This is a genomic window from Lacticigenium naphthae DSM 19658, assembly GCF_000425865.1.
GTDB classification, from domain to species: Bacteria; Bacillota; Bacilli; order Lactobacillales; family Carnobacteriaceae_A; genus Lacticigenium; species Lacticigenium naphthae.
In genome coordinates this window covers 269,661-296,598 of the sequence record NZ_AUEG01000002.1, presented here as the reverse complement: position 1 = coordinate 296,598, position 26,938 = coordinate 269,661, and the positions used below count along the sequence as shown (strand labels likewise).

The 26,938-nt window shown below is 37.9% G+C and carries 22 protein-coding genes, 1 rRNA gene, 1 pseudogene and 1 other annotated feature; of the genes and pseudogenes, 6 read left to right on the top strand and 18 right to left on the bottom strand.

Annotated features, from left to right (window positions below; all coding sequences use genetic code 11):
* The 12 genes from H626_RS0104180 to H626_RS0104120 all read right to left on the bottom strand — a co-directional run.
* Nucleotides 1–166: ribosomal RNA gene (locus H626_RS0104180) — 16S ribosomal RNA — on the bottom strand; the annotation flags it as partial.
* A 492-nt stretch (nt 167–658) separates the two neighbouring features.
* Entirely contained in the window at nt 659–1,189 is a 531-nt protein-coding gene (msrA, locus tag H626_RS0104175; RefSeq protein WP_027108219.1) for a peptide-methionine (S)-S-oxide reductase MsrA, read from the bottom strand.
* 109 nt (nt 1,190–1,298) lie between these two features.
* Complete coding sequence (locus H626_RS0104170) at nt 1,299–2,237, bottom strand: NADP-dependent oxidoreductase (RefSeq protein WP_027108218.1); 939 nt, start codon at nt 2,235–2,237, stop codon at nt 1,299–1,301.
* 426 nt (nt 2,238–2,663) lie between these two features.
* Nucleotides 2,664–3,401, bottom strand: a complete 738-nt coding sequence (locus H626_RS0104160) for an SDR family NAD(P)-dependent oxidoreductase (RefSeq protein WP_027108217.1) — start codon at nt 3,399–3,401, stop codon at nt 2,664–2,666.
* A 224-nt stretch (nt 3,402–3,625) separates the two neighbouring features.
* Nucleotides 3,626–4,909 (bottom strand): serine--tRNA ligase, encoded by a 1,284-nt coding sequence (gene serS / locus H626_RS0104155; RefSeq protein WP_027108216.1) that lies wholly within the window; start codon nt 4,907–4,909, stop codon nt 3,626–3,628.
* 55 nt (nt 4,910–4,964) lie between these two features.
* Nucleotides 4,965–5,181, bottom strand: a binding site (T-box leader).
* A gap of 70 nt (nt 5,182–5,251) precedes the next feature.
* Nucleotides 5,252–6,568: a serine hydrolase gene (locus H626_RS0104150; protein ID WP_027108215.1), complete on the bottom strand. Its 1,317-nt coding sequence runs from the start codon at nt 6,566–6,568 to the stop codon at nt 5,252–5,254.
* Between the two features lie 186 nt (nt 6,569–6,754).
* Nucleotides 6,755–7,894 carry a sensor histidine kinase gene (locus tag H626_RS0104145; protein WP_027108214.1) on the bottom strand — a complete coding sequence of 380 codons (1,140 nt, stop codon included), beginning with the start codon at nt 7,892–7,894 and terminating at the stop codon, nt 6,755–6,757.
* Between the two features lie 21 nt (nt 7,895–7,915).
* Nucleotides 7,916–8,605, bottom strand: coding sequence for a response regulator transcription factor (locus H626_RS0104140; protein WP_027108213.1), 690 nt, complete (start codon nt 8,603–8,605; stop codon nt 7,916–7,918).
* Nucleotides 8,606–8,787: 182 nt separating this feature from the next.
* Nucleotides 8,788–9,048 (bottom strand): metal-sensitive transcriptional regulator, encoded by a 261-nt coding sequence (locus tag H626_RS0104135; RefSeq protein WP_027108212.1) that lies wholly within the window; start codon nt 9,046–9,048, stop codon nt 8,788–8,790.
* Nucleotides 9,049–9,090: 42 nt separating this feature from the next.
* Nucleotides 9,091–9,411, bottom strand: a complete 321-nt coding sequence (gene trxA, locus H626_RS0104130) for a thioredoxin (RefSeq protein WP_027108211.1) — start codon at nt 9,409–9,411, stop codon at nt 9,091–9,093.
* Nucleotides 9,392–9,691, bottom strand: a complete 300-nt coding sequence (yidD, locus tag H626_RS10625; RefSeq protein WP_035618457.1) for a membrane protein insertion efficiency factor YidD — start codon at nt 9,689–9,691, stop codon at nt 9,392–9,394. The genes trxA and yidD overlap by 20 nt, the downstream gene beginning before the upstream one ends.
* 98 nt (nt 9,692–9,789) lie before the next feature.
* Nucleotides 9,790–10,155: a thioesterase family protein gene (locus H626_RS0104120; RefSeq protein ID WP_035618454.1), complete on the bottom strand. Its 366-nt coding sequence runs from the start codon at nt 10,153–10,155 to the stop codon at nt 9,790–9,792.
* Between the two features lie 739 nt (nt 10,156–10,894).
* On the opposite strand from H626_RS0104120, the gene H626_RS0104115 reads away from it, so the two are divergent.
* The 3 genes and pseudogenes from H626_RS0104115 (at nt 10,895) to H626_RS0104100 (ending at nt 14,973) form a co-directional block, all read left to right on the top strand.
* Nucleotides 10,895–12,097 carry a quaternary amine ABC transporter ATP-binding protein gene (locus H626_RS0104115; RefSeq protein ID WP_027108209.1) on the top strand — a complete coding sequence of 401 codons (1,203 nt, stop codon included), beginning with the start codon at nt 10,895–10,897 and terminating at the stop codon, nt 12,095–12,097.
* Nucleotides 12,090–13,887 (top strand): annotated as a pseudogene (locus H626_RS11605) (ABC transporter permease/substrate binding protein). The gene H626_RS0104115 and the pseudogene H626_RS11605 overlap by 8 nt, the downstream one beginning before the upstream one ends.
* A 228-nt stretch (nt 13,888–14,115) precedes the next feature.
* Complete coding sequence (locus H626_RS0104100) at nt 14,116–14,973, top strand: alpha/beta fold hydrolase (RefSeq protein WP_027108206.1); 858 nt, start codon at nt 14,116–14,118, stop codon at nt 14,971–14,973.
* A gap of 50 nt (nt 14,974–15,023) precedes the next feature.
* Here the strand turns inward: H626_RS0104100 and H626_RS0104095 are convergent, their stop codons facing one another.
* From H626_RS0104095 to H626_RS0104085, 3 genes are read right to left on the bottom strand one after another with little or no spacing between them, the layout of a single operon-like run.
* Nucleotides 15,024–15,242, bottom strand: a complete 219-nt coding sequence (locus H626_RS0104095) for a heavy-metal-associated domain-containing protein (RefSeq protein WP_027108205.1) — start codon at nt 15,240–15,242, stop codon at nt 15,024–15,026.
* A gap of 21 nt (nt 15,243–15,263) precedes the next feature.
* On the bottom strand, nt 15,264–17,738 hold the full coding sequence (locus tag H626_RS0104090; RefSeq protein ID WP_027108204.1) for a heavy metal translocating P-type ATPase: 2,475 nt from the start codon (nt 17,736–17,738) through the stop codon (nt 15,264–15,266).
* A complete protein-coding gene (locus tag H626_RS0104085) occupies nt 17,735–18,193 on the bottom strand; it encodes a CopY/TcrY family copper transport repressor (protein WP_027108203.1) in 459 nt (152 codons plus the stop codon). Before H626_RS0104085 ends, H626_RS0104090 begins: the two co-directional genes overlap by 4 nt.
* A gap of 173 nt (nt 18,194–18,366) precedes the next feature.
* On the opposite strand from H626_RS0104085, the gene H626_RS0104080 reads away from it, so the two are divergent.
* Complete coding sequence (locus H626_RS0104080; RefSeq protein WP_027108202.1) at nt 18,367–19,581, top strand: carboxylate--amine ligase; 1,215 nt, start codon at nt 18,367–18,369, stop codon at nt 19,579–19,581.
* Nucleotides 19,582–19,657: 76 nt separating this feature from the next.
* On the opposite strand, the gene H626_RS0104075 is transcribed toward H626_RS0104080, so the two are convergent.
* The gene (locus tag H626_RS0104075; RefSeq protein WP_027108201.1) at nt 19,658–21,211 is read right to left on the bottom strand and encodes a Mur ligase family protein; all 1,554 of its coding nucleotides are present in this window, start codon (nt 21,209–21,211) and stop codon (nt 19,658–19,660) included.
* A 202-nt stretch (nt 21,212–21,413) separates the two neighbouring features.
* Here H626_RS0104075 and H626_RS0104070 point away from each other — a divergent pair, with 202 nt between their 5' ends.
* Nucleotides 21,414–22,883 carry a UDP-N-acetylmuramoyl-L-alanyl-D-glutamate--2,6-diaminopimelate ligase gene (locus tag H626_RS0104070; RefSeq protein ID WP_027108200.1) on the top strand — a complete coding sequence of 490 codons (1,470 nt, stop codon included), beginning with the start codon at nt 21,414–21,416 and terminating at the stop codon, nt 22,881–22,883.
* A gap of 131 nt (nt 22,884–23,014) precedes the next feature.
* Here H626_RS0104070 and H626_RS0104065 read toward each other — a convergent pair whose 3' ends face one another.
* Nucleotides 23,015–24,358 (bottom strand): M20 family metallopeptidase, encoded by a 1,344-nt coding sequence (locus tag H626_RS0104065; protein WP_027108199.1) that lies wholly within the window; start codon nt 24,356–24,358, stop codon nt 23,015–23,017.
* A gap of 187 nt (nt 24,359–24,545) precedes the next feature.
* Between H626_RS0104065 and H626_RS10620 the strand changes: the two genes are divergently transcribed.
* Nucleotides 24,546–25,955, top strand: a complete 1,410-nt coding sequence (locus H626_RS10620; RefSeq protein ID WP_051237792.1) for an MATE family efflux transporter — start codon at nt 24,546–24,548, stop codon at nt 25,953–25,955.
* Nucleotides 25,956–26,011: 56 nt separating this feature from the next.
* Here the strand turns inward: H626_RS10620 and H626_RS0104055 are convergent, their stop codons facing one another.
* Nucleotides 26,012–26,905 (bottom strand): DUF4349 domain-containing protein, encoded by an 894-nt coding sequence (locus H626_RS0104055; RefSeq protein WP_027108198.1) that lies wholly within the window; start codon nt 26,903–26,905, stop codon nt 26,012–26,014.
* Nucleotides 26,906–26,938 lie beyond the last annotated feature (33 nt).

The following is a 26,938-nucleotide window of genomic DNA, read 5'->3' as shown; positions in this document are numbered from 1 at the left end:
ATCCGTTTCCGGATGTTATCCCCCTCTCATGGGCAGGTTCCCCACGTGTTACTCACCCGTTCGCCACTCTTCCACTCTCTGCAAGCAGAGAGCTTCAGCGTTCGACTTGCATGTATTAGGCATGCCGCCAGCGTTCGTCCTGAGCCAGGATCAAACTCTCGTTAAAGTGTTTGTGACTCAATTTGAATGTTACGTTATTTCTTTTGCAAATTTTACTTTGCCTGTGTTGTCTTAATTAAAAATCAAGACACCTGCACAATTGATTGTGTTTGCTTTGTTTAGTTTTCAAAGGTCAATTCATTGTCGCCGTTATCAGCAACTTTTATATCATAACATCATTTGCAACTCGAGGTCAATAGGAAATTTCATTTCCCAAAAACTTATTTATGAGTTGTTCGTGTTGTTGTTTTCTAGCACGTTTATAAATATACCATCGATTAGATGAATCGTCAAGATAAACCGGATATTATTTCGATTTATTGTTGCTATTCTTTTTTTATCGCAATAACAGGATACATCCGCCTATATTTCCTGAACCAAAACTGGTCTGATTTATTGATCCTTTCAAACAAAAAAGTATTTCTATTAAAAAATCAGAATACTCTGAGATTTCAATAGAAATACCCTGTCCCTCATTCTTATGAGAGATTCACTTTACTTATTTCCAATTGTCTTTAATAAAACCCGCTCTTCCTGAACCTTTATTATACAGTTTGTAGTGGACAGGAGCTTTTTTATAATAGTCTTGATGGTATTCTTCTGCTTCATAAAAAGGTTTAGCTTCTTCTATTGTTGTGACAATCGGTTCAAGAAATCTTCCGCTTTCTTCTAAAGTCTTTTTAGAAGCCTGTGCAATTTCTTTTTGCTTTTCATTATGGTAAAAAATCACTGGTCTATATGAAGAACCACGGTCTGCAAATTGTCCGCTGGCATCAGTAGGGTCTGTTTGTCTCCAGTATATTTCTACTAATTCTTCAAAAGAGATCTTTTCGGGATCATATAAAATTTGAATAGCTTCCGTGTGACCTGTAGTCCCCGTTGTCACTTCTCTATACGTAGGATCAGGAATATCCCCTCCGGTGTATCCTGAAGTGACTTTCTCAATTCCTGGTATCTCATCAAAAGGATGGACCATACACCAAAAACAACCTCCAGCAAATGTTGCTTTTTGAAAATTTTGATCATTCATCTACATTTCCCCTCCGATTTCTATGATTCTAGATAGATCATAAGATAGTATTCTTTTTTCTTCTATACAATAGGTTACATGTATTTTCAAAGAATGCATTTATACTCTCTCAATCAGAAACAATTACAATTTTCCCAAGAGCGTGATGTGTTTCGCTTAGTCCATGCGCCTCATAGATCCCTTTTTCTGTAAGCGGGTATTTAGATCCAATAACAGATTTCACTTTCCCGGCTGCCATTAGATTTGCAATTTCTGTTAACTCTCGCCCATTGGGTTCTAACCAAATACTTTCAAAGCCTACGTCGTACTGTTTTCTAACTTCTTCATCAGCCAGTCCTACAATCGAAATCATTCGCCCTGTTTTTTGTTTTAAAACTTTAAAACTTTCTTTTTGCACTTCTCCACCTACAGTATCTAGAACTAGGTCTATTTCGTTTAAGAGTTCCGCAAAATTATCCGTTTTGTAATCAATGACCTGATCTGCACCTAATCCGAATAATAAGTCGTGGTTCTTTTGGCTTGCTGTTGTAATGACCTTTGCACCAACAGATTTTGCTAACTGAATAGCATAGGTCCCAACCCCACCTGCACCAGCATGTACCAAGACTGTTTCTCCTTCTTTCAACTTGCCGTAATTGAATAACCCTTGCCACGCAGTCAAACCAGCAAGCGGAACGGCTGCCGCTTCTTCAAAACTAATGTTTTCTGGAATCTTAGCAAGTAATGATTGATCTACTATAGTGTATTCAGCGTACGTGCCAAAACGAGTTGTCTCTGGGCGAGCAAAAACTCGATCTCCAACTTTCCAGCCTATTACCTCATTGCCTATTTCACTGATTATTCCACTCACATCCCATCCAAGAATAATTGGGAATTGCCAGTCCATCATTTTTTGCAGATAACCTTCGCGTAGTTTCCAGTCGATTGGATTAACAGATGTAGCTTTTACTTCGACAACTACTTGCTTTGCATTTGCCTTAGGTTCCTCTACTTGCATTTCTTTCAGTACTTCCTTGCTTCCATATTTTTCAATTGCTATTGCTTTCATGATTTCCTCCGATATATTCAATATACTTATTATTTGTTAGTTAACACTCAACTTACATTAAATCATTCTTATTTTAATTACCAATCATTTGCCTCTACTTCTTATAAAAATTTACAAAAATATCTCTAATGAAAGATCATCTGTCTCTCATTAAAGATACCTTCTCAAAAGAACTATTTAAGGATTTTTCTGTTATGAATTCAGTTGCAAGCTAAAGCGCTGTTATTACGCGTCTGCACACAGAGTACTCAGACTGTCACCCTTGAGGATTTCCTACAATCACCTTTTTTTCCCGTACTTCATACAAAGAATGGACCATATATAAGGAACTCCATGTAGTAGACGTTACTTTTTTGAACTCACTCTCATGCATCCTACCTGTTCACACCCTTCTCTAGTTCCCGTTTCTTATTTCATATCACCCTCTTACCGTCCAACGGTCCAACCGCCATCAATTTTAACAGAGGTCCCCTGAATATAATCGGATTCATCTGAAGCTAGGAAAACAGCTAAAGCAGCTACTTCTTCTGGCTTGCCTGCTCTTTTTGCAGGAATATCATCCAATCTTTCTTCGTTGATTCCTTCAGTCATAGGCGTTTCAACAAATCCCGGAGCTATCAAGTTCGCTTTGATTCCTTTTTGTCCGAAATCATACGCTAGCTGTTTCGTAAAACCATCAAGTGCATGTTTTGATGTAACATAAGCTGAGCCCCCTGGTCCAGCTACAAAAGTTGCCTGAGATCCTACATTGATGATTGTGCCTTTTCCTTTTTTTAAAAAGTGATCCAAGACAGCTTTTGTTGCTAAAAATGGTCCTTTTACATTTACTGCCATCAATTTCTCGTATTCTGTCTCGGTTGTTTCCAATGCATTAGCGTAACTATCATGAATTCCCGCTCCGTTATAGAGCACGTCGACTGTTCCATATTCTGAGAGTGTTTTTTCTACAGCCTTATCTATCTCCTCTGATTTTGTTACATCAGCTTGAACAAACATGGCTGTCCCTTTTTTCTGTTTGATTTCATTTACGATTCTTTTCCCATCTTGATCATCTCGACCGCTGATCATCACTTTTGCTCCTTCTTGAGCGAAAGCTTTGGCTGTAGCTTCTCCTATTCCAGATGTTCCCCCAAAGAGCAAAGCGACTTTTCCTTCTAATTTCATTTGTGCTACCCCTTTCTATAGTAGGTTTATACTCTAATTTAGCTTAACTCTACAAAATTAGGTATGCAAAGAATTTGTCTTTTTATTAAAGAATCGCTTATTCTGATGGAACGACTCATCCTTACATATAACATCTGTGAACCAAAAAAACTGAGAAAAAGAGTTCTGCGTGATTTAGAAATCACTAGATAGCCCTTTAACTCAGTTTTACTATTGTGTACTCTTTATTTCTTTTTACTGATTTGAGTAATACCACCCATATAAGAGACCAATGCTTCAGGGATAGTTACTGACCCATCTGCTTCCTGACAATTCTCTAAAATAGCGGCCATGGTTCTACCTACTGCGAGTCCCGAACCATTTAAAGTATGCACGTGTTCTACTTTCCCTGAATCTGATTGACGATAGCGGATTTTTGCGCGTCTCGCTTGGAAAGCTTCAGTATTAGAACATGAGCTAATTTCACGGTAAGTATCTTGCGCTGGGATCCAAACCTCTAAGTCGTATGTCTTCGAAGCTGCAAACCCCATATCTCCCGTGCACAATACAATGACTCGATAAGGCAAGTTCAATTTTTGCAAAACATCTTCTGCATTGGCAGTCATTTTTTCTAATTCATCATAGGAGTTTTCTGGCTTACTAAATTTAACCATTTCTACTTTGTTAAATTGATGCAAGCGAATCAGTCCTCGTGTATCACGACCAGCACTACCCGCTTCTGAACGGAAGGAAGGAGAAAGAGCCGTAAAGTATTCTGGCAATTGTTCTTCTTCTAAGATTTCATTTTGATAGTAATTTGTCAATGGAACTTCCGCCGTAGGGATCAACGTCAGCGATTCATTTGCGATTTGAAATACGTCCTCTTTAAATTTAGGGAACTGACCTGTTCCGAACATCGCCTCATCATTTACCAAATAAGGTGGAATCATTTCAGTGTACCCGTGTTCGTCTACATGTAGATCGATCATGAAATTATAAATGGCTCTTTCCAGTCTCGCACCTAGCCCCTTATAGTAGAGAAAACGAGAATGAGCGACTTTTGCCCCACGTTCAAAATCCAAAATGCCTAATTCTTCCCCAATTTCCCAGTGCGGTTTGGGTTCGAAATCAAATGTACGTGGCTTTCCCCACTTTTTCATTTCTATATTAGCATTTTCATCTTCTCCAACTGGAACAGATTCGTGGGCAAGATTTGGCAATACTGCAGCGATGTCAAATATTTCTTTTTCTACTATTTCTAACTCGGCATCAATAGCTTTGATTTTTCTACCCACGTTACGCATCGACTCGATGTCTGCTTGGGCATCTTCTTTATTTCTTTTCTTCAGAGCAATTTGATCTGAAACTTCATTCCGCATTTTTTTTAATTTTTCTGTTTCTTGAATCAATTCCCGTCTTCTCTCATCTTTTTTCAAGAAATCATCTAAAATTGTTTTATCTACGCCACGTTGACCTAATTGTTTTGAAACTGCATCAAATTCATTACGAAATAACTTCATATCTAACATTTCCATTCCCCTTTTCTTATTATATGTACTAAAAAAAGTCATTCCATCCCCTTTTTACAGGGACGAAATGACTTCATTCGCGGTGCCACCCAGCTTTAAGATAAACTAATCCTACGCTTTGCTAGGATAACGGCCACATCCGGAACAATTTAATCAACTGTTTTCATTGTTCAATTCATCTGATGGATTCCGCTAGAAAAAGGATCAGTTCACACCATCCACTGACTCTCTTGACCTTTTCTTAACGTACTAGTTCAAATAGTTATTGTCTTATTAAGTTACCTTCATTGTACTCGATTTGAGAATATGCGTCAATTAGACTCTACTTGATTTTTCATACTATTAGAAGCGCTCCATTAAATTACCAAAAAAGTTTTTAATAGAATGAATAGCTAGCGCGAAAATATTCGCTTTTTCTACAGTCCCAGCAGTTACGGCAGGAACCGTTGCGCTCTCAACTTCTCCTAAATATCCTAAAGAATCCCCTTCATAAGAAACAGTAATGTTCCCAACCTCGGTACCCTTCTCAATTGGGGCTTCAAGCGCACCTTCATTATCTAGTAATTTTTCATTTGGTTCAAAGGAATAGATCAAATCTTCTTCCGAAATGTTTTCCGGAACAAGAATAGCCAACGCTTCGTTTGGAACAACTTCAACCGTCTTTTCTTTTCCTTTTGAAATTGTTACCGGCTCGATCGCCTCAATATTTCCCTCTGATTCAACAGCCGGAAGAGGTTTCCATTCTGCCATTCCATAGTCTAACAATTTAGTAGTCTCTTCAAATCGTTGTCCTTTATTTGTCTGGCCATCACCAGCACCCATAATAACCGACACGATCCGGGTATTTCCTTCGGTCATGGTTGCCGTTATAGAGGCTCCAGCATACTCGGTGGTACCCGTTTTCAATCCATCTACGTTCTCTTTTTCAAAAAGCAATCCAGGTAACATCCAATTCCAGTTTTTCATTAAAATAGAATCAGAGGTTCCCTCGCGAAATACTTTTTCAGAAATACTCGATGTTTCAAGAACTTCCGGGTAATCTTCAAGTAAATGTATGGCAATTTTTGCTATATCTCGAGCACTCATAGAATTTTCGTCATCTTCAGCTGATCCAGGATAATGCTTCCCAAATAGATTTTGATTATTCAATCCAGTCGTGTTGACCAATTGATAATCAGTGATCCCCCATGATTCGACTTTTTCACGCATCCTATCAACAAAGGCTACTTCATCTCCTGCAATAGCTTCAGCAATTGCAATGGTTGCACCATTCGCGGAATAAATAGCTAGCGCTTCATACAATTCTTGGATAGTATAGGTTTCATCTATACGCAAAGGCACGTTGGACAGAAGATAATCCTGACTGACTTCATGAACATATTCACTTATCTCAACTTCTTGATCCCATGTGACTTCTCCATTTTCAATCGCTTCAAACAATAAGTATTCAACGATCATCTTTGTCATGGAAGCTATACCTAGCTCAGTATCTCCATTTTCATTATAGAGGACCTTTTTTGATTCCACATCTACTAAAAACCCTGCTTTTGCATCGACTTCTGGTCCTTTTGCTAAAACAGATTGAGCCGAAAACCCTGTTACCGGAGCAATTAAGCTCGTTACCAAACTAGATAGGACAATTTTTTTAATTTTTTTCATTGTATTTACTCTTCTCCTCAATATATACCTATTTATTACTAACATATTTTAGTTTATTGTTGCTTTTACTATCGTACTTAACTGATCGAAAAAAAACAACCAATTTCAAAAAAAATCATCAAAAACACTTCTTTTTGTGCGGGTTTTGTAATAAAAAAACCTCAGCGTATTTTTCTGAGGTGTGATTCATTTTTCTTTAAGCTGTTTTTGAGGTCGCAAAGGCAACTCGATAACAAATTTCGTCCACCCATTTTCCGATTTCGCTTGAATAGTCCCGCCATGTAACTCAATTATACTTTGTGCGATCGCCAGACCTAACCCTGTGCCACCAGTCTCTTGCGAACGTGATTCTTCAGCACGGTAAAAGCGCTCAAATAGTTGGTGAATGGCTTCTGCTGGAAGATTGGTCCCATCGTTATTGACTTCTATATTCACTTTCGTCCGCTCAGCATGGACGATCATTTCAATGTAATGGCCATTTTTCCCATATTTCAAGGCATTAGTTAACAGATTATTAAACACACGGACTAATTTCTCTGTGTCCCCTTGCATTTTCAAGGTAGGCACCGAACTTTTTACAATGATTTCCATTTCTTTTTTAGCCGCTTCCAACTCGAAATCTGCTGCGAGTTGTTCAAGTAGCTGGATCATGTCAAAAGAAACGATTTGAATCGGCGTCGTCGTTTGGCGAACTTTCGTATATTCAAATAGATCATCGACCAGTATTTTCATTTGTTTGGCTTTTTCATAGGCGGTATGGGTGAATTTTTGTACTTCTTCTAAATCGCTGTAGCGATTTTCTTCTATCAAGCCTAAATAACCAATAATGGAAGTGAGCGGCGTCCTTATGTCATGACTCACATTAGTGATCAGTTCATCTTTGGATTGTTCAATTCTACGTTCCTCCTCCATCGCTTCGATGGTACTATCCACCAATACATGAATACTTTCAACAACTTTCTTCATATCTTCACCGTATTGACCGGTTATACGATGTGTATAGTCCCCTTTAGCAATATAATGCAATTCATTAATAATATGCTGCAATTCGTATTGCCGATATCTTCGTTTTAACCGCCAATAAATAAAAACTCCTGCAATTACAGCTAATAGGAACACAATAAAAGGAGTTCCAATAATATATTCATTTGCCTGAAACTGAAGAAAGATATCACCAAGAAATCCCATGGAGTAAAAAAAAGAATTAAACGTTGTGACGATCCACTGCAATATAACAAAGGCAGCAAAATATAAAAGAAGTACAACACTACCGGTAATAAAAGCTTCGAGAATCAATCTCCATTTTTCTTTCCTAGATAATTTCATTCTCTCTTCACTTCCTCCCGGCTATTGTTTCTCGATTTTGTATCCGACACCCCAGACGGTTTGAATTATTTTTTCTCCACCTGTAGCTTGTTCGATTTTATCTCTTAAATGACTTACATGCACCATCACTGTTTTGGCCGATATGAGACTATCTTGTTGCCATACTCTTTCAAATATTTCGTCCGCACTAAATACCCGATTAGGGTTACTAGCCAATAAATAAAGGATACCGAATTCTAGCGCAGTTAGTTGGATGGGTTCCCCTTCTATGGTTACTACTTCATGGGAATTTTTCCGAATGATCAGTGGCCCTAAAGCCAATTCATCTTCCGCATCATTCGTTTTTCCATAGGTGCTTCTTCTTAGCAAAGATTTGATCCTTGCGACTACCTCCAAGGGATTGAAGGGTTTGACTACATAATCATCTGCACCATTCACTAATCCTTTGATTTTATCGACGTCTGTTGTCTTAGCACTTAACATTAAAATAGGGATTTGAGAGGACTGTCGGATTTCTTTTACTACTTGGATACCATCTTTTTTCGGCATCATTACATCTAAAACTAGCAACTCTATTTCTTCATTTGAATAAAGTGCATCTAACGCTTCTTGACCATCATACGCTTTTTCTACTGTATAGCCTTCATTTTTTAAATATATACCAAGTAAGTCTACTATTTCTCTATCATCATCCACAACTAAGATTTTCACTCTTATCGCTCCGTTCTTATCCATTGTGACTACATTTTAGCATAAATAAAAAGGAGCAAACGGAAAGATTTCCTTAAGTTTCTCACAACCAGATCCAAACTAACATGAGAGAACTTTTTTCGTCACACTATCAAAAAGGGAGCAAAGACAGAATGTCTTTGCTCCCTTTTGATTTAATGAATTTATCTGCTTTTTATGAGCAGTTTAATCGCTTCTTGTACCTTATCCTCTGATGAACGTTCATCATCATCCGGATTGGTCACGCAATGAACCAAGTTCTCTGCTACTACTAGTCCAATTGTTCGATCGATACTCGAACGAATCGCCGACAATTGAGTAACAACATCTTGACATTGTTTGTCATTTTCCATCATAGCAATGACACCACGCATTTGCCCTTCGGTACGCTTAATACGATTGACTATCTTTTTATCGTATAGCACGAATTCACTTCCTCCCATTTACAAACAGCCATTTAGAAAATTTTATTCAGCAGCAATTTTTTCTGATAGATAATTCATCAAAACTTCTTTAGGATGATAACCGACAACTTTTTCAACCGGTGTTCCATCTTTGAATAAAATCATCGTTGGGATAGACATTACCCCATATTCACTAGCGGTTGCTTGATTTTCATCAATATTTAATTTGGCAATTTTAACTTTCCCATTCAAATCGCCTTCTACTTCTTCTAATACAGGGCCTAACATTTTACATGGTCCACACCACGGAGCCCAAAAATCAACGAGTGTAAATCCTTCTTGTACTTCGTTTTGTAATGTTGTATCAGTGACTTTTACTGGCATATTTCTTTTCTCTCCTTTTGGTTTTTTGAGATTTTTCTAGCGGTTCTTGGTTTCTTTTCAAGGAAAAGTTATCTGGCACCTTATCTACTCCACCTTTTACAAACGGATGGCAGCGCAAAATACGTGCAGTCCCCATCATCGTTCCCTTAGCTGCACCGTGTTTTTCAATCGCTTCAACAGCATAATGTGAGCACGTTGGATAGTAACGGCAAGTGGGGGGGAATAATGGCGAAATAGCTTTCTGGTAACCTTTAACAGCAGATATTAAAACTTTTTTCATGTCTCTGCTCCTTCCTAACAATTTCCATTATACCCCCCAGAGGTATTATTGTAAAGAGCCAGTTTTTCAAAAAATTATTCTTTTTCTAGGAAATCTATTTATACTTTTTTTAAAAAATCTTCTTTTTCTACTACCATACGTGTCATCTTACCTTCTCCTATCAACTTTTCACCCTCGTAAGCGACAATTTCAAAAAAGAACTTTCCTGCTTCTTTTTTCATCAATTTGGCTTTAATAACTATATTTTTACCCATCGCCGTTGGAGCTAAGTGCCTTATTTTACATTCTATTCCTACGGTTGTTTGATCAGAAGGTAACTCTTCTGTAGCTAACTGATGGGCTACTATTTCCATGTAACGAATTAAAGATGATGTGGCCAGCACATTTAGTTCTCCAGATTGTAAATATTTAGCGGAATCTTTTACATCTACTCTAAATAAGGCAGTTTTCATAGAATCATTCATTATTGCCCACGCCCCTTAGTTGTTTAGTTAAATCGTAGCACACATCCACATCGGACTCCATTCACAGTTCTTCGTTCTCTGTATTTCTTTTATTTATTTAGTCTAAAAAAGAATGCTGCTATTAGTAGAAGTAAACTGTTAAATCTAAAGTCTTCCTATATATACTCCAATTTTTTTACGTACTATCATCCCTCTCTTATTCAGCTATTTGAACTAATCAGCACATGGATTTACGTCACTATATCAGCTACGGCATAATCCCCCCTTATCGCATAAGTCTGTTCACTGGTCTTCTGCTTATCCCAACAAAATTTCACTTCACACAATTATTATGCACCTGAACTCTTCATTAAATATGAACAAGATTTTGATGATGAATTTCTCTTTTTCTAGTTCCCTTTTCTAATCTGTTCAACCAGTCCTCCGAGTAATTTTTTTAAACTTTAGCTATTTATTGGGATCCACACAGTTTATTTGCTACTATAAACCAATTCGATAGTGCGTTCTACTTACTTCTTAAGAAGAAAAACCAGAATATGAATCAAATCTCTTTTTCTAATCAAATTCTTAGAAATGTGTTATAATAAAGCATGTAAGCGTTAATGATGCATTGGTACAGAGCGCTCATTTTACATGCGGGGGTGGAATTTGGTAAGCTAGTTGTCGTGCTTGCCAACGAGTGGCAAATTACGTTAGACTTTTATTGTATATAAACAAAAAAAGAAATGGAGGGATTCCTTTGACCAAAGTAAGAGTAGAAAACTTGGTTAAAATTTTTGGTAAAAAACAAGACCAGGCAATTAAGATGGTAAATGAAGGTAAGTCGAAAGAAGAAATCCTTAAAGAAACTGGTGCAACAGTCGGTGTAAACCGTGCAAGTTTTTCAGTTGAAGAAGGAGAAATATTCGTAATCATGGGGCTATCAGGAAGTGGGAAATCCACTTTGGTTCGTATGTTGAACCGATTGATCGAACCGACAGAGGGACATATTTTTATCGATGATGAAGATGTTTCAAAAATGAATAAAGAACAATTGCGGAAAGTTCGAAGAGAAAAAATCAGTATGGTATTTCAGAACTTTGGCCTTTTCCCTCATCGGACGATTTTAGAAAACACAGAGTATGGTCTAGAAGTTCAAGGCGTGGACAAAGAAACCCGTCAGAAAAAAGCTGAACAAGCTTTGGACAATGCTGGTCTTCTCCCATATAAAGATCAGCTCCCCAATCAATTATCTGGTGGGATGCAACAACGTGTAGGTTTAGCACGTGCATTGGCAAATGATCCAGAAATATTGTTGATGGACGAAGCTTTCTCAGCACTTGACCCGTTGATTCGTCGCGACATGCAAGATGAATTAATTGAAATGCAAAAAAAATTGAATAAGACGATCATTTTTATTACACATGATTTAAATGAATCTCTTCGTTTAGGAGACCGCATCGCCATCATGAAAGGTGGAGAAATCGTTCAAATCGGCACAGGAGAAGAAATCCTAACACATCCTGCAGACGATTACGTTGAACGTTTCGTAGAAGATGTTGACCGCGGAAAAGTCTTAACAGCAGAAAACATTATGGTTCGCCCTTCATTCTTAGATATCAAAAAAAATGGTCCCCGTGTTGCATTACAGCGCATGACCAAAGAAGATTTATCCAGTATGATGGTCGTTGACTCTGACAGAAAATTCTATGGCTATGTAACGGATGAAGATGTGGCTAAAGCAGTGAAAAAAGGCCAAACAAATTTCGAAGGCATATTACGTACAGATATTCCGACCGTTGAAAGAACAACTCTTGTTAATGAGTTATTTGAAGTTATTCATGACTCACAAACTCCGGTTGCGGTTGTGGAAGATGGAAAATTACTTGGTATTATAGTAAGAAGCCTTGTTATTGGTGCTTTAGCTAAAGATACTCAAGAGGAGGCTGAACCGAATGAATAATAGTATATTAGATTTTATACCAGAAGTACCCGTCGCAGAGGCCATTGAAAACGGAGTAGATTGGCTAACAGATAATCTATCTTTCATCTTTGACGCATTAAAAGAAAGTGGCGAATGGTTGATGGAAGGAATGACTGACTTACTCCTAGTCATCCCCCCTATTGTATTTATTTTACTCATTGCAATCTTAGCATTCTTCTCTTCAGGGAAGAAAATCGGATTGACTACCTTTACTGTAGTGGGACTTTGGTATATTCAAAACCAAGGACTATGGGAACCTTTGATGAGTACGATCACCTTAGTCGTCATCGCTAGTTTAGTCTCTATTCTCATTGGTGTTCCAGTTGGAATTTGGATGTCTAAGAGTGATTGGGCAGAAGCTATTTTGAAACCCGTACTTGACTTCATGCAGACCATGCCCGCGTTCGTTTACTTGATTCCCGCAGTTGCATTCTTTGGAATTGGTTTAGTACCAGGCGTATTTTCATCCGTGATCTTTGCGTTGCCCCCTACTGTTCGTTTTACAAACTTAGGTATTCGCCAAGTCTCTGAAGAAATGGTCGAAGCTGCTGATGCATTTGGTAGTACTGCTAACCAAAAATTGTTTAAAGTGGAATTACCGCTTGCAAAAGCAACGATTATGGCTGGTATCAACCAAACAGTATTGCTTGCTTTATCTATGGTCGTTATTGCTTCTATGATCGGAGCACCTGGTTTAGGTGAAAACGTGCTTTCTTCACTTCAACGTGCTCAAGTAGGCTCTGGATTTGTTTCTGGACTTGCACTTGTAGTCTTAGCAATTATTATGGACCGTATTTTGCAAAACTTTAACCGTTAAGAATTTGTTTATTAATTAGTTTAAAAATTTTTAAAAAAAGAAGGAGAGATTTATTTTGACAAAATCAACATGGAAACGTATAGGACTAACAGCAGGTGCAACATCCGCTCTATTTTTAGCAGCTTGTTCCCCAGCTGAAGATACTACTGATGATACTGGAGAAGAATCTGTAGGTGCTGGTCAAGAAGTTGAATTGGCTTTTGTAGCCTGGGATACTGAAATTGCCTCTACGAATGTCGTAGGAACAGTTTTAGAAGATTTAGGTTATGACGTAAAACTTACTCAACTCGATAACGCAATTATGTGGGAAGCTGTAGCAAACGGCGAAGCTGATGGAATGGTCGCTGCTTGGTTACCCGGAACACATGCTTCACAACTTGAAAGCTACGGCGATCAAATGCAAGATTTAGGACCAAACTTAGAGGGCGCAAAAATTGGTTTAGTTGTTCCTGCCTATATGGATGTTGACTCTATCGCTGACTTAAGTGATCAAGCTGATCAAACTATTGCCGGAATCGAACCTGGTGCAGGTGTTGTCGCTGCTGCTGAGCAAGCATTAGAAGACTATGACAACTTGAGTGATTGGTCTGTTCAAACTTCCTCATCTGGTGCTATGACTACTCAACTTTCTCAAGCAATCGAGAACGAAGAAGAAATCATTGTTACCGGTTGGTCTCCACACTGGATGTTCCAGTCTTATGACTTGAAATATCTAGAAGATGCTGAAGGTAGTTTCGGTGATGCTGAAACGATCAACACAATGGTTCGCGAAGGCTTAGAAGAAGACCTTCCAAATGTTTACCAAGTTTTGGATAACTTCTCATGGACTTCAGCAGATATTGAATCCGTTATGTTAGCTATTAAAGACGGCGAAGATCCTGAAGATGCAGCAAGAGCTTGGGTTGACGAAAACGAAGACGTTGTTTCTGAATGGACAGCAGACGTTGAATAAATAAGTATCGAACACTAAAAATGAATAAGAAAAGGCTGAGACAAACGTCTCAGCCTTTTTTCTTTCTACGAACAATCAAACGAGGTACTGATCGAAGCAACTATATATAGAATTCTCTTCAAGGGCTTCTATTCATTCTGAAATTGTCTATTCTTTGGAAACCCACCCTTTCGTGATAAACTTGCACTAAGAAAATAGAATATAGAATATAGAATATAGGTGAACAGTATGACCCATAAAATATTACACACAAAAAATGGGGTGCTCCATTATTGGAAGACTGGACGGGGTCCAGAAACACTTGTTTTTTTGCATGGAGTTTGTTTAAATCATCATATTTTCAAGGGTCAAATAGACCACTTCAATAAAAAATTTACGGTGATTGCACTTGATTTACCAAAACACGGTCGCTCAAAAGACTATTCTGTCTTTAATTATCAAGAAATGGCTCTCCTTATGAACCACTTATTGCGTATAGAAAATATCCCTGCTGCTCATTTTATTGGCGAATCTATGGGGGGTTATCTACTGCAATACTATGCGCATCATTTCCCAGAAAAAGTTGCTTCTATAGTGTTTAGCGGTTCCCACCCCTTAGGACACAACTATTATTGGACAATTGAAAAATGGGCATTCGAAAATATGCATCGCTTTGTGCCCTATCTTTCTCATCGATTTATCGTTCACCTGGTTTCTTTTTTTTCAGCTAAACATCAACCTGCAAAATTGATTACAAAAAAATCTTTACATGAACTTTCTAAAGTTGAAATTGCCAATTTGTTGCGTATCGTCTATACAGAATTTTTATCTTATCGCAAACCTTTGACTATTGAAAAAAACATTCCCGTATTAATTATTCAAGGCTCTCGGGATTTTGTTTGGCGTATTCAATGGATCAACCGTAATTGGTCAAGAGAAGAAAACTACTCTTTAGCTGTAGTGAAAAATGCTGCTCACAATGCAAATATGGATAATTATACTCATTTTAATACTCTATATGATTCATTTTTAAACGAAATAGCAGCGACCTATTCTGAAACTGTCGGCGAATCTATTTCTTCTCCGATTGAATCTTATCAAAAATAAAAAGACCTTCTTAACCTGTACCAGGCTGAGAAGGTCTTCTTTTTACGCTTTTATTTTTCTTCAGTAATTGCCGTTACTTCAAATTTCGTATCAGCTAACGTCGCGTTTAACTGTTGTTTCGTCAGTTCTGTTGCTGTTTCTACATGAGCTACTTTTTCTTTTAAATCAATGATCACACGACTAACTCCGTCGACTTCGCTAAACTTATTTGTTACTGTTTTTGCGCATCCTTCACATTTCATATTTTCTATTTTGACTAATTTTTTCATACTCGCTCTCCTTTTGATAATTTATTTGATTTCAACTGTTGGTGCAAAGTTTTTTAAACGCAAAGCATTTAATAAAACGGATACTGAACTAAAGCTCATTGCAGCAGCTGCAAACATGGGACTCAACAACGGTCCTCCAAATACATGCAAGACGCCCATCGCAACTGGAATCCCGACCACATTATATGCAAAAGCCCAAAATAGATTTTGCTTGATATTTCGCATCGTTGCATGACTTAAATCAATTGCTGTGATCACTTCTATTATATCACTACGCATCAAGACAATATCTGCTGATTCTACCGCGACATCTGTCCCTGAACCTATAGCTAAGCCAATATCTGCTTGAGCGAGTGCCGGAGCATCATTGATACCATCTCCGACCATAGCGACCTTTTTATTTTCAGACTGCAAATGGACAACTTCATTTGCTTTATCTTCAGGCAGCACTTCACTAAGAACACGTTTAATACCAGCCTGACGTGCAATCGCTTCTGCTGTTCTTTTATTATCGCCTGTGATCATTACCACTTCGATCCCACGACTTTGCAATTCTTTGATTGCTAAACGACTATTTTTCTTTAAAGTATCCGCTACAGCAATGATTCCTTCAATTTTCCCATCGACGGCTAAATACATCGGCGTTTTTCCTTCATCTGCCAACTGATCAGAAGTCACCTCTAAATCTGCCAAGCCGATTCCTTTATCAACCATTAATTTTCGATTTCCAAAATAAAAGTCTTTCCCCTCTAAAATCACTTTGATTCCGTGACCAGGAATTGCCTCAAACCCCGTTGCTTTGGGTAAATGTAACCCCTCTTCTTTCGCTTTGAGTACGATAGCTTCTCCTAAAGGATGTTCTGATCCTTTTTCTGCTGCAGCTGCAAATTGTAGGAGCGCGTTCCTAGAATAACTATCTGCCGTGACAATGTCTGTGACCACAGGTTTTCCTTCGGTTAACGTTCCTGTTTTATCAAAAACGATTGTATCGATCGCATGGGCTGTTTCTAATGCTTCCCCACTTTTAATGAGTACGCCTTGCTCGGCACCTTTACCCGTACCGACCATAATTGCAGTTGGAGTAGCAAGACCTAGGGCACATGGGCAAGCAATGACCAAAACAGAAATAGTGATCGTTAGGGCAAATACGCCCGTTTCACCTGCAAGTAACCAGACTCCTCCAGCCAATACGGCAAGTACCATAACGATAGGCACAAAATAGCCAGTTATGATATCTGCAAGTTTGGCAATCGGGGCTTTGGACCCTTGAGCTTCCTCTACTAACTGAATGATCTGCGAAAGAGTTGTATCTTTACCGACACGTGTTGCGCGGTAATCAATTGTCCCGTTTTTGTTTAAACTTGCACCAATCACATTTTTCCCAGTTGTTTTTTCAACCGGAATACTTTCCCCCGTCAGCATGGATTCATCTATCGCCGTGTGTCCTGAAATAACTACTCCATCGACAGGAAGTTTCTCTCCAGGGCGTACACGTAATACGTCCCCGGAAGCAACTTGTTCCACAGGTATTTCTCTTTCTTCATCATTCCTGACAACACGGGCCATTTTTGGAGCTAAATTCATTAACTTTTGAATTGCTTCAGACATACGTCCTTTTGACCGTTCCTCTAAATATTTTCCTAAAGTGTGCAAGGTTAAGATCACAGCAGATGTTTCAAAATATAAATTCGTTGTCATCTCCGTATTCCCATTTGCGATACTCACAGTGGCAACTAAACTGTAAACGAAAGCTGCCGTGGTTCCTAAACCAATAAGAGAGTTCATATTCGGATGACCTTTGAACAGTGTTTTAAATCCTTTCAGAAAATAATTTCTTCCCAACCACATTACCGGGACGGTCAATGCCAGTTGCAATAAAGCAAAGTTTAGCGGATTCATATGTGGAGTTACACTATCCGGGAGTGGCATTCCAACCATATGCCCCATTGATATAATTAATAACGGTAGCGTAAACAGGCTTGAAACCCAAAAATTCCTCCATAATTTTTTGGCTGCTTCTTCTTTTTTAGCAGCTTTTTCCTTATTCGCCGATTGGATCTGGTCATCTGTTTCTAAAATGGCTTCGTATCCAGAATTTTTAACAGCTTCCACGATATCAAAAGGAGCCAAAGAGAGAGGGTCATAAGAAACCGTCATTTTTTCAGTTGCTAAATTTACGCTTGCTGTATTCATTCCTTGTAAGCCTTGTGTAGTTTTTTCAACTGTTTGAGCGCACGATGCACAGGTCATCCCCTCTATAGAAAAAGTTTGAATGCTATTTTCCTGTTTTGGTAAGACTTTATACCCAGCATCTTCTACCATCTTTTGTAAATTTTCTACTTTAAAACTATCCTTGTCATACTCCACCGTTATTTTTTCCGTAGCTAAATTCACATTAGCCACTTGGATCCCCGGTACCTTCTGCGCAGTTTTTTCTACAGTCTGAGCACACGATGCGCAGGTCATGCCTTCAACTTCCCATGTTTCTTTCATCATTCAGCATTCCTCCCCTCTCGTACTGCACTGCATTGACATTGCCCTGGTAAACAATTGCATTTTACTTGTTCGGGGGCTGTCTCTTCTTTTTCATGCAACATTTTTATCAATTTTTTTATATCTTTTTGACTCAGTGTAGCCTTCTCAATCATCTGTGCAATAGCTTCCCCATTCTTGGTCGAACAAATTTGGTCGAGTACATTCGTCATCGCTTCTTGTATACTCGCTTCTTCCGACACGGTAGCTGAATAAAGATAATGATTTCCTTCAGCCTGCGTTTTCAACAACCCTTTTTTAACCAATCTCCCAATCAGTGTCTTTGTCGTTGCGGGTTTCCAACTCATCTGATCATTTAATATCTCTCCAACTTCTTTACTCGTCGTTTGTTTTTGCGTCCATACTACTCGCATGACTTGCCATTCTGCATCACTGATTTGCCGAACTACTTCCTTCATACTTTTACACCTTCTTCTCATTTTCGTTTACATTTGTAATCGTTAATCAAAGTTTACGCTTGTAAACATAGTTTGTCAATAAAAATATTTTTTGCAGTATTAAATTTTAAATAGTACAATGAGAGTTACGTAACGAAAAAACAGTATTGAAATTACTTGAAGGAGTTTTTGAATTGGCAGAGAAAAAATTTATACCTGTCATTATTGGTACAGACATGAACGCTTATACAATGGCGGCTTCTTTTCACGAAGAATATAATAAAAAATCAATACTTGTTGGGAAGTCTACTTTACAATTCACTCGCTTTAGCACTTTAAAAAGAGAAGAATATTTAGATGAAAACTTTCATGACCCAACAGTATTTGTCGACCTTTTAATTGACATCGCAAAAAAATATCATCACGAGACCGATCATTTGATTTTGATTGGGACCAACGATTTCTATGTAAAGATGCTCGTCGAAAATCAAGAGAAGCTACGCCCTTATTACCTCTTCAATGTCGTCAAAAAAGAATTGATGGAACAAATCTACTATAAAAAAAACTTTTACAAACTGTGTGCACAACATGGGATCCCTACACCCAAAACTTACTTTTACTCTTCTCAAAATGATGACTTCTTTACGGAAGAAGTCACATTTCCTGTCATCATCAAGCCCAGTAATGGAATTGCTTATTACCATAATCCTTTTGAAGGAATGGAAAAAGTATACAAAGTAAATAGTTATGAAGAAATCAATGAAATCATCTCTAAAATAAAAAATAGTGGGTATACAGACGAACTGATCATTCAAGACTTTATACCCGGTGATGATACCTTTATGTGGGATTCTGTTTTTTATGCGAACACTAACGGTGTGCCTCAGCTGATCACCCTCGCACAAGTCGTTTTACAAGAACACACAATAACGGCTATAGGGAATTACACAGCTTTGATTGTCCGTCACGATCGTCCCTTGATGGATAAGTTAGCTAATTTCCTGAAAACGTTAGGTTATACTGGTTTTGCTAATTTTGATATAAAATTTGATGAACGAGATGGAAAATACAAAGTGTTTGAAGTTAATCTTCGTCAAGGGCGATCAAGTTACTACACGACTCAGTGTGGAAAAAACATGGCTAAGATGATCGTAGATGACGTTTTATATCACAAAGAGAAAGAATTGCATTATCTTAAAGCCGATTTTTTATTTACGGTCGTACCTAAAATAGTGCTGAAAAAGTTTGTTCAAAATGTTGAAATCCGAAATGAAGTGAACGAGCTATTAAAAGAAGGTAAATGGGGGAATCCACTATTTTATAAGCCAGATAAAAACCTCAAAAGGACCCTTTTCCTCTTTTTGCGTCAAGTGAATTATTATAAAAAGTATTCTCAAAATCAATGGTAAACCTAGCTTTTACTGATTAGCAAAATAAAGAAGAGGAACAGGGATCTCCCCGTTCCTCTTCTTTATTTTTGTTAGTTTATAGTTCTTCTATGCCTGCAACTCTGTCTTTTAGGGGGGCGAGAATTTTTTCTGCATCTAAGTCTGGGCGTTTAGACACCAGTTGATTTAGTACGATTTTTCCTCCGAAATCCATTCCTTGGCTACCTGCCATCAATAAAACATCGCCAGGTCCAACTCTCTCTAATCCGACTTGTAACGCTTCTTCCAGTTCAGGATACAGATCCACTTCCACATTTGCTTCTTGCATGACTTCTTGAAAAACTTTCAATTCTTCGGGCAATACTTTGTCCTTCTTAGCAACATACGGTTCACTCGTTGTTGCGATGACTCTTTTAACACCCAAATCTGGCAACCATTTTACGAGTGTTTCTGCGTTTTCTCTATTGGTCGTCACCCCTCTGCTCCCTCTGATCGCATAGACAAGTTGAAGATCCTTAAATTTCATTTTTGTTAACGTTTCAAGGGAGACATTAATGTTCCCAGGATTTGCAAAATGATCATCTACAATCATGAAATCACCTTCATGAATAAATTGGAATCGTCGTTCTACTCCTTTAAATTGCTGAATGCCTCGTTGGATCGTTGAAATCGAAATATCGTTTAACAGGGCAAAAGAGATGGCTACCATGGCATTGTAGACAGAATGATACCCTGGCACAGAAAGGGCTATTTTAAATTCGGTTGGTTCAATGATCTTTTCGTTTAAATGGATCGGCTTTTGGATAACGACGGTGAATGTTCCGCGACCTGTTGATAAATCAATGTCTTTACAATAAAGATCTCCGCTATCTGTTTTGATTCCATACGTGAGCACCTGCGCTTCTGTTTCATTTACTAAAGAAGCAGAATGCTCATCATCGAGATTGAGAACTGCCCATTCATTTTTGTTCGCTGTTCGAATCAAACTCGCTTTTGCATTATAGTATTCCTCAAACGATCCGTGCAAATCGATATGTTCTCTACTGATATTATTTAAAGCCACATAGTTAAAGTCTACCTTACCCACACGGTTTAATTCTAATGCAAAAGAGGATACTTCCATTGTTACATGTGTTATCCCCTGATCACGCATATCTGCAAGAAACCGGTGCAGGTCCAATGATTCGGGGGTAGTTAGAATACTTGGAACTACCCTGTCTCCGTATTTCACCATGACTGTTCCTACAAGACCGGTAGTAAAGCCGGCTTCTTCTAAAATAGCATTGACCATGAATGACGTGGATGTCTTCCCATTGGTTGCAGTAATTCCAAAAACATTCAAATCTTTTGAGGGATGATGATAAAATTCATCCCCTAACGCTGCTAAAGCATACCGTGTATCTCCAACTTTGATTTGGAGAACGTCCGCGTCTGGTATGAATTTTTCAACGATGAGACAATCGGCTCCCTTGGCCACTGCTTGGATCGCATAATCATGTCCGTCCGTTTCAAATCCTTTAATACAGACAAATAGGGTTTGCGGGGTCACATCTTTCGAATGATAGGCTATCTTTTCTATTTCTATTGAATAATCTTCATTTCCTAATACTTCTAAAGGGATGATTGCATCTACTAATATGCTTAATTTCATTTTTAAATCTTACCCCTTTCAATGATGTGCCTTTAATGTCCTGAAAGAAATTCCGGACATACAAAATCAATTAATTAGAGGGAAAATAGGACCATTAGTTCCAAATATTATTATTTAGTCTTTATTATCTACTCAAAGATATGTTATTATTTATAAGTATGTCTTTAATTATATCATTAGTACCACCAGAAAGGATAATAATATGAAGTTGTCAGAATTGGTTGAAACATTATCGCTAGATTTGGATACTGTTGATCTAGCTACTGAAATAACCGGCATTACTGAAAATTCCAGTCATGTCCTTCCAGGAAATATTTTCGTTGCGATTACGGGAAATGATTTGGATGGTCATGCATTTATACAAGACAGTATCAATAGAGGCGCAAGCTTGATCATTGGTGAAAATGAACTGAGCGATTTAGCTGTCCCTTATTTACGCGTGAACGAGAGCAGACAAATTCTAGGGGAGCTATTATATAGATTTTATCAAAACCCCTTCAAAAACAAAAAAATCATTGGTGTTACGGGAACGAATGGAAAAACGACGACGACCTATTTTATAAAGCACTTATTAAAAAAACACGGGTATACAGTTGGTGTGATCGGGACGATCGGGTATGAAATAAATGGTGTATTCTTAGCCTCTTCCAATACCACACCCAGCACGAGTATACTGTATAATTTATTTAATCGATCTAACGATGACGTGATTTTAATGGAGGTTTCTTCACATGGTTTAGTTCAAAACAGAATGCATAACGTTCCTTTTGATTTTGCTTTGTTTACCAATCTTCAAAAAGATCATCTTGATTACCATGGAACGATGGAAAGTTATTTCCAGGCTAAATCTCTATTATTTTCTCAATTACGAGCTACGGGAATCAGTATTATTAATGGGGATGATCTTTGGGGAAGGAAATTGTTACGAAATTTAGCCCAAGAAGACAAAGAAACGATTCGAGTCGGATCCAATCCAAAAAGTGACTTGGTAGTTCTTTCACCTAGTCCTTCTGAAGAGGAATTCACACTAATTGAAAATGATATACCCATTAAAATCCTCTCTCCATTACCAGGAAAGTATAATATTGAAAATCTTTCCATGGCTATCGCAACTGTTCAACAATTAGGCGTGCCCCTTAACTCTGTGGATGCCTATTTAAAAGACTTTGAGGGTGTGCCTGGTCGTTTCGAACAATACATGCTACCCAATAATGTTCGAGTCATTATAGATTATGCACATACCGCTGAAGCAATAGATTATTGTCTGCAAACTGTTTCCAGCTTGGCAGCAGATAACAATATATTCAGCATATTCGGTTTTACAGGCAAACGTGACAAAGTAAAACGCCGATATATGTTAGAGAATGCACTCTCTTGGAGCAAGAAAGTGTATCTCACCACAGATGATTTACACGACGTACCTACAGATCATCTTCGAAAAGAAACTGCCGATATTGTTGACTCTTTCTTTTATACTGAGCCCATCGTTATCGATATGGATCGAACAACTGCTTTTGAAAAAGCAGTTGGAGATGCAAGAGCAGGCGATTTCATTGTTTTAATGGGCATGGGCCATGAAGACTATCACTATGAATTTCACTATCCAGTTAAATCAGATCAAGAATTAACAGATTATTTTGCCACTAAATTGAGTGAGATAAAAAACGTTTAGATCCGAATCGAGCTATAGCATCGTGAAGTGGATATTGGGTCTATTTTTTAGAACATGTTTGAGAAAGAAAATTTATGAAATAAAAAGAAGCTAAGACAGCAGTCTCAGCTTCTTTTTTGCTTATCCATTTGTTACTCTTCACAACAGAATTTATTGATTGTTTCGGCATAGATATCCATTGCTTTATAAAAATCTTCTAGCTTAATGCCTTCATTTTCTTGGTGTTCTAGAGAAGGTGATTCAGGGAAATGTGCACCAAAAGCTACAAAGTTTTCCATTTGACGAGCATATGTTGCTCCTCCACTAACAAATGGCTCTCTTTCATCTCCTGTTTTGTCACGGTAAATATTTAATAATGTTTGAACCAAAGAACTATCTTTTGGTACATATAAGGAAGGTAACCAATCAAACTCTTTGTATTCGAGCCCGTACTCATTAGCGATTTTTTCGAGTTTGGGAACTAAATCTTCTTTACTGTATTTTACTGGAATTCTCATATCGATATCCAGAACAGATTCATTTTTATTAATCTTTAGCTTTCCGACATTAAAAGTTAATTCACCGGTAACATCATCCTCTACTTTACCAAAGATGGCTCTTCCGTTTCCTTCATCGCCAACTTTTTCAGCTAAGAAAGAAAATACGGGATGTGCGTATACTTCATTCAGCGCTTTAGCTAACTGATTGATTGCATTGATACCGGAATTTGAATCTTTTGCATGAACAGATTTTCCTAATACTGTAATAGTATCACCGGATTTTTCAAATTTGATTCCTTTTTCTTCTAAAATGTGTGCAACTTCTTCGGAATCTTCTTTATCGTATATAGCTTTGCCCGGAACTACATTCGGTGCTTCACCTAGTTCAAGAGCAATTTTGTCACTGCCTGGGCCGACAAGTTGTAGTTGCAATAATTCTTTTTCTGCATAAGTAAGCGGGAAGGTACTATCTGGAACAAAACCAAAGTCTGGAGTTTCTTCATGTTTATGATAGTGATCCATACAGCGCCACAAAATTTCTTCATCCGTACCAAATATGAAGCGGATTTTTCGGTTAAATGTTTTCCCGGAATCTACAACAGCTTTAAAAGCGTACAATGCAGCGATAGTAGGGCCTTTATCGTCTTGCGTTCCTCTTCCGTAAACTACTTCATCAATAATCGTTGCAGTGAAGGGTTCGGAATTCCATAAAGATTTATCTCCGGGTGAAACTACATCTAGATGACATAATACTCCGACTGTTTCAGATCCTTCACCATAATCAGCGTAACCATAAAAACCTTCTGGATCATAGTAGGTTTTCATTCCTAAAGATTCACACAGTTCAAGGGTCTGCTTCAATGCAGCGTCGATATCTTTACCAAAAGGCGGGTGGGATTGGACGCCCTCCGTACGGTTAACCGATGGAATAGCAATTAACTTCTTCAATTCCTCTAAACTTTTTTCCTTGATTGAATCTGTAATCCAAGTGGTCATAAACATTCTCCTTTTTTTATCTCTTAACTGAAGTATAACGCTTTCTTTACTATTTATCTAGTTTTCTAAACCACTTCTAATTTTTTCGTTTCACTAAAAAACACTTGTATTATTCTATAAAATGACTATACTAATTTAGAAGCGTTTCTTTTCTTTAGTAAGTATTTAAATTTGACGGGGTGAATATATGGGAAAGGATATGACAAAAGGCAGTCCTGCGCGACTGATTTTATTGTTTACTTATCCACTTTTATTAGGTAATATTTTTCAACAATTTTATAGTATGGCTGATACGTTTATTGTTAGTCGAACATTAGGGATGGATGCATTGGCAGCAGTGGGGTCCACTGGAAGTATCATGTTTCTTATTATAGGCTTGGCAATTGGTTTAACAGCTGGTTTATCGGTTATTACAGCGCAACGTTTTGGAAAAAAAGATGAACGATCCTTAAGGAAAAGTTTAGGTGTGAGTGTAGTCATTTCCTTTGTCATCGGGATCCTCTTAACCATTTTCGCTGTGACTTTTGCAAAACAAATTCTGGTGGTCATGCAGACTCCTCCTGAAATCATCGATCAAGCTTATCAATACATTGTAGTTATTTTTGCCGGAGTAGGAGCTACTCTGTTCTTCAATTTATTATCAAATATTCTTAGAGCAATCGGAGATAGTAAAACACCTCTATATTTCTTGATCGTTACTTCCATTTTAAACATTATACTGGATTATGTTTTCATATTGGGATTCAATATGGGTGTGGCTGGTGCAGGTTTCGCAACTGTCATCTCTCAATTTATTGCCTCCCTCCTCTGTTTGATATATATCGGGAAAAAAGTTCCCATGTTACGGATTTACAAAGACGATTGGACTTTAGAATGGTCAGAATATAAAGAACATCTTCGGATTGGTTTACCTTATGGATTTCAATATTCTATCATAGCTGTTGGAGCAGTTGCGGTCCAAGTAACCTTGAATCAGTTAGGTTCCACCGCAGTTGCAGCTTATACTGCTGCTTCAAAAATCAATCAATTATTAACTATGCCGCTTCAAAGCTTCGGAATCACTATGTCCACATACGCTGCCCAAAACTTTGGTGCGCGGAAGATGGACCGAATTTGGGATGGTGTTCGAGCTGCATTAAAGATGGTCATTATATATAGTATCCTTATCGGCCTTCTATTGTTCGTTGCTGGACGTCCATTAGCGGGAGTCTTTATTGATGCGAATGATGTCCAAGCCCTTGATATGGCACAACAATATTTTCTTATCCATGCACCTATGTATATTTTCTTATCCTTTGTATTCATTTTCAGACATACTCTTCAGGGTTTAGGCAATAGTTTTGCTCCTACTATTGCTGGGATCATGGAATTAGCTTCCCGTGTGTTTGGTGCAGTTATCTTAAGTCAATTCTTTGGATTTGCAGGTGCCGCCTTGGCTAATCCGTTAGCTTGGATCGGTGCTACCATTCCATTGCTTATTGCTTATTTTCAAACAAAACGCCGTATTCAGTTGGGTGAACCCGCAGTAAAGAAAAAACAACCCGTTTTTTCTCAAAAGAAACGAGTCTCTCAGCCCTTAACTGATAAAAAGTTATAAAACAAAAAAGAAGAAACGAGAAAAATCTCGTTTCTTCTTTTTTGTTTATGCAGTCTCTATTTCTTCTTAGCTTTTAACCGTTTTCCTATTTTTATTAATAGCCATCCTCCCAAACTAAGAAACAGGATGTAAGGTATAGCATATATGATCCAAATCGCTGCATCTTGTATCCAATAATAAAAAGCATAAAGTGAATCAAGTAAAGCTTCCTTTACTCGCGACCAAAAACCGGTTTCCCCATTACGGTTGCTCGGTCTGGATTCTTCTAAAATTGTAATATAGACTGTTGTAAAGTCAACTTTTTGATCGATCCCATCTATCTGCCTTTGCACTATTTCTTTTTCGGTGATGATGTCGATCAACGCTTGCTCAATAGAAAGAATATCTTCAACAGTTTCTGCTTGTTCTAAAAGTTCTTCCAAACGAACTTGTGTATTTTCAAGAGTTTCCAGTCGGGTTGTCAAGTCCGTATATTGTTGGGTTTGATCAACGCTTCTCATTTCTTCATGTGATTTGATCCCCACATTCTCTTCCAAAGATGCTAAAAAAGGGTCAGTTTCATTAACGGGAATACGCACAATGAATTCTCCAATTTTTTGCTCTCTATCCCACTCTGTTTCCCAATCTTCTACTTGTGCTTTCGGGGTTGATTCTACAGATGATTCGATTTCGCCTTTATGAGAACGGATTGCTTCTTTCAGATACTCTATTGATTCAACGTATTGCTTTGTCTCATACGTTAAATAAATACTGGTAGAAACTTTTTCACCCATCAAATCGTCAGATACATCTTCATTTCCTGCTGGATTTTGATTACTTTCTTCCTGAAATTCCCTTGATTCTATATCCAAGTCAGAAACTTGTTCTACAGAATCATTTCCTGATCTTGTACATCCAATTAAAAAAAGAAGAACAATAAAACCGCCCCATATCCAAAACCGTTTCTTCATTCCAATTCCTCCCTTGATTTAGTACAATTTTTA

Coding starts and splice junctions, on each gene's coding strand:
- msrA (WP_027108219.1), bottom strand. CDS start 1,189: ATGAATGATCAAAATTTTCAAAAAGCAACATTTGCTGGAGGTTGTTTT.
- H626_RS0104170 (WP_027108218.1), bottom strand. CDS start 2,237: ATGAAAGCAATAGCAATTGAAAAATATGGAAGCAAGGAAGTACTGAAA.
- H626_RS0104160 (WP_027108217.1), bottom strand. CDS start 3,401: ATGAAATTAGAAGGAAAAGTCGCTTTGCTCTTTGGGGGAACATCTGGA.
- serS (WP_027108216.1), bottom strand. CDS start 4,909: ATGTTAGATATGAAGTTATTTCGTAATGAATTTGATGCAGTTTCAAAA.
- H626_RS0104150 (WP_027108215.1), bottom strand. CDS start 6,568: ATGAAAAAAATTAAAAAAATTGTCCTATCTAGTTTGGTAACGAGCTTA.
- H626_RS0104145 (WP_027108214.1), bottom strand. CDS start 7,894: ATGAAATTATCTAGGAAAGAAAAATGGAGATTGATTCTCGAAGCTTTT.
- trxA (WP_027108211.1), bottom strand. CDS start 9,411: ATGCCAGTAAAAGTCACTGATACAACATTACAAAACGAAGTACAAGAA.
- yidD (WP_035618457.1), bottom strand. CDS start 9,691: ATGAAAAAAGTTTTAATATCTGCTGTTAAAGGTTACCAGAAAGCTATT.
- H626_RS0104120 (WP_035618454.1), bottom strand. CDS start 10,155: ATGAATGATTCTATGAAAACTGCCTTATTTAGAGTAGATGTAAAAGAT.
- H626_RS0104100 (WP_027108206.1), top strand. CDS start 14,116: ATGACCCATAAAATATTACACACAAAAAATGGGGTGCTCCATTATTGG.
- H626_RS0104095 (WP_027108205.1), bottom strand. CDS start 15,242: ATGAAAAAATTAGTCAAAATAGAAAATATGAAATGTGAAGGATGCGCA.
- H626_RS0104090 (WP_027108204.1), bottom strand. CDS start 17,738: ATGATGAAAGAAACATGGGAAGTTGAAGGCATGACCTGCGCATCGTGT.
- H626_RS0104085 (WP_027108203.1), bottom strand. CDS start 18,193: ATGAAGGAAGTAGTTCGGCAAATCAGTGATGCAGAATGGCAAGTCATG.
- H626_RS0104075 (WP_027108201.1), bottom strand. CDS start 21,211: ATGAAATTAAGCATATTAGTAGATGCAATCATCCCTTTAGAAGTATTA.
- H626_RS0104070 (WP_027108200.1), top strand. CDS start 21,414: ATGAAGTTGTCAGAATTGGTTGAAACATTATCGCTAGATTTGGATACT.
- H626_RS0104065 (WP_027108199.1), bottom strand. CDS start 24,358: ATGACCACTTGGATTACAGATTCAATCAAGGAAAAAAGTTTAGAGGAA.
- H626_RS10620 (WP_051237792.1), top strand. CDS start 24,546: ATGGGAAAGGATATGACAAAAGGCAGTCCTGCGCGACTGATTTTATTG.
- H626_RS0104055 (WP_027108198.1), bottom strand. CDS start 26,905: ATGAAGAAACGGTTTTGGATATGGGGCGGTTTTATTGTTCTTCTTTTT.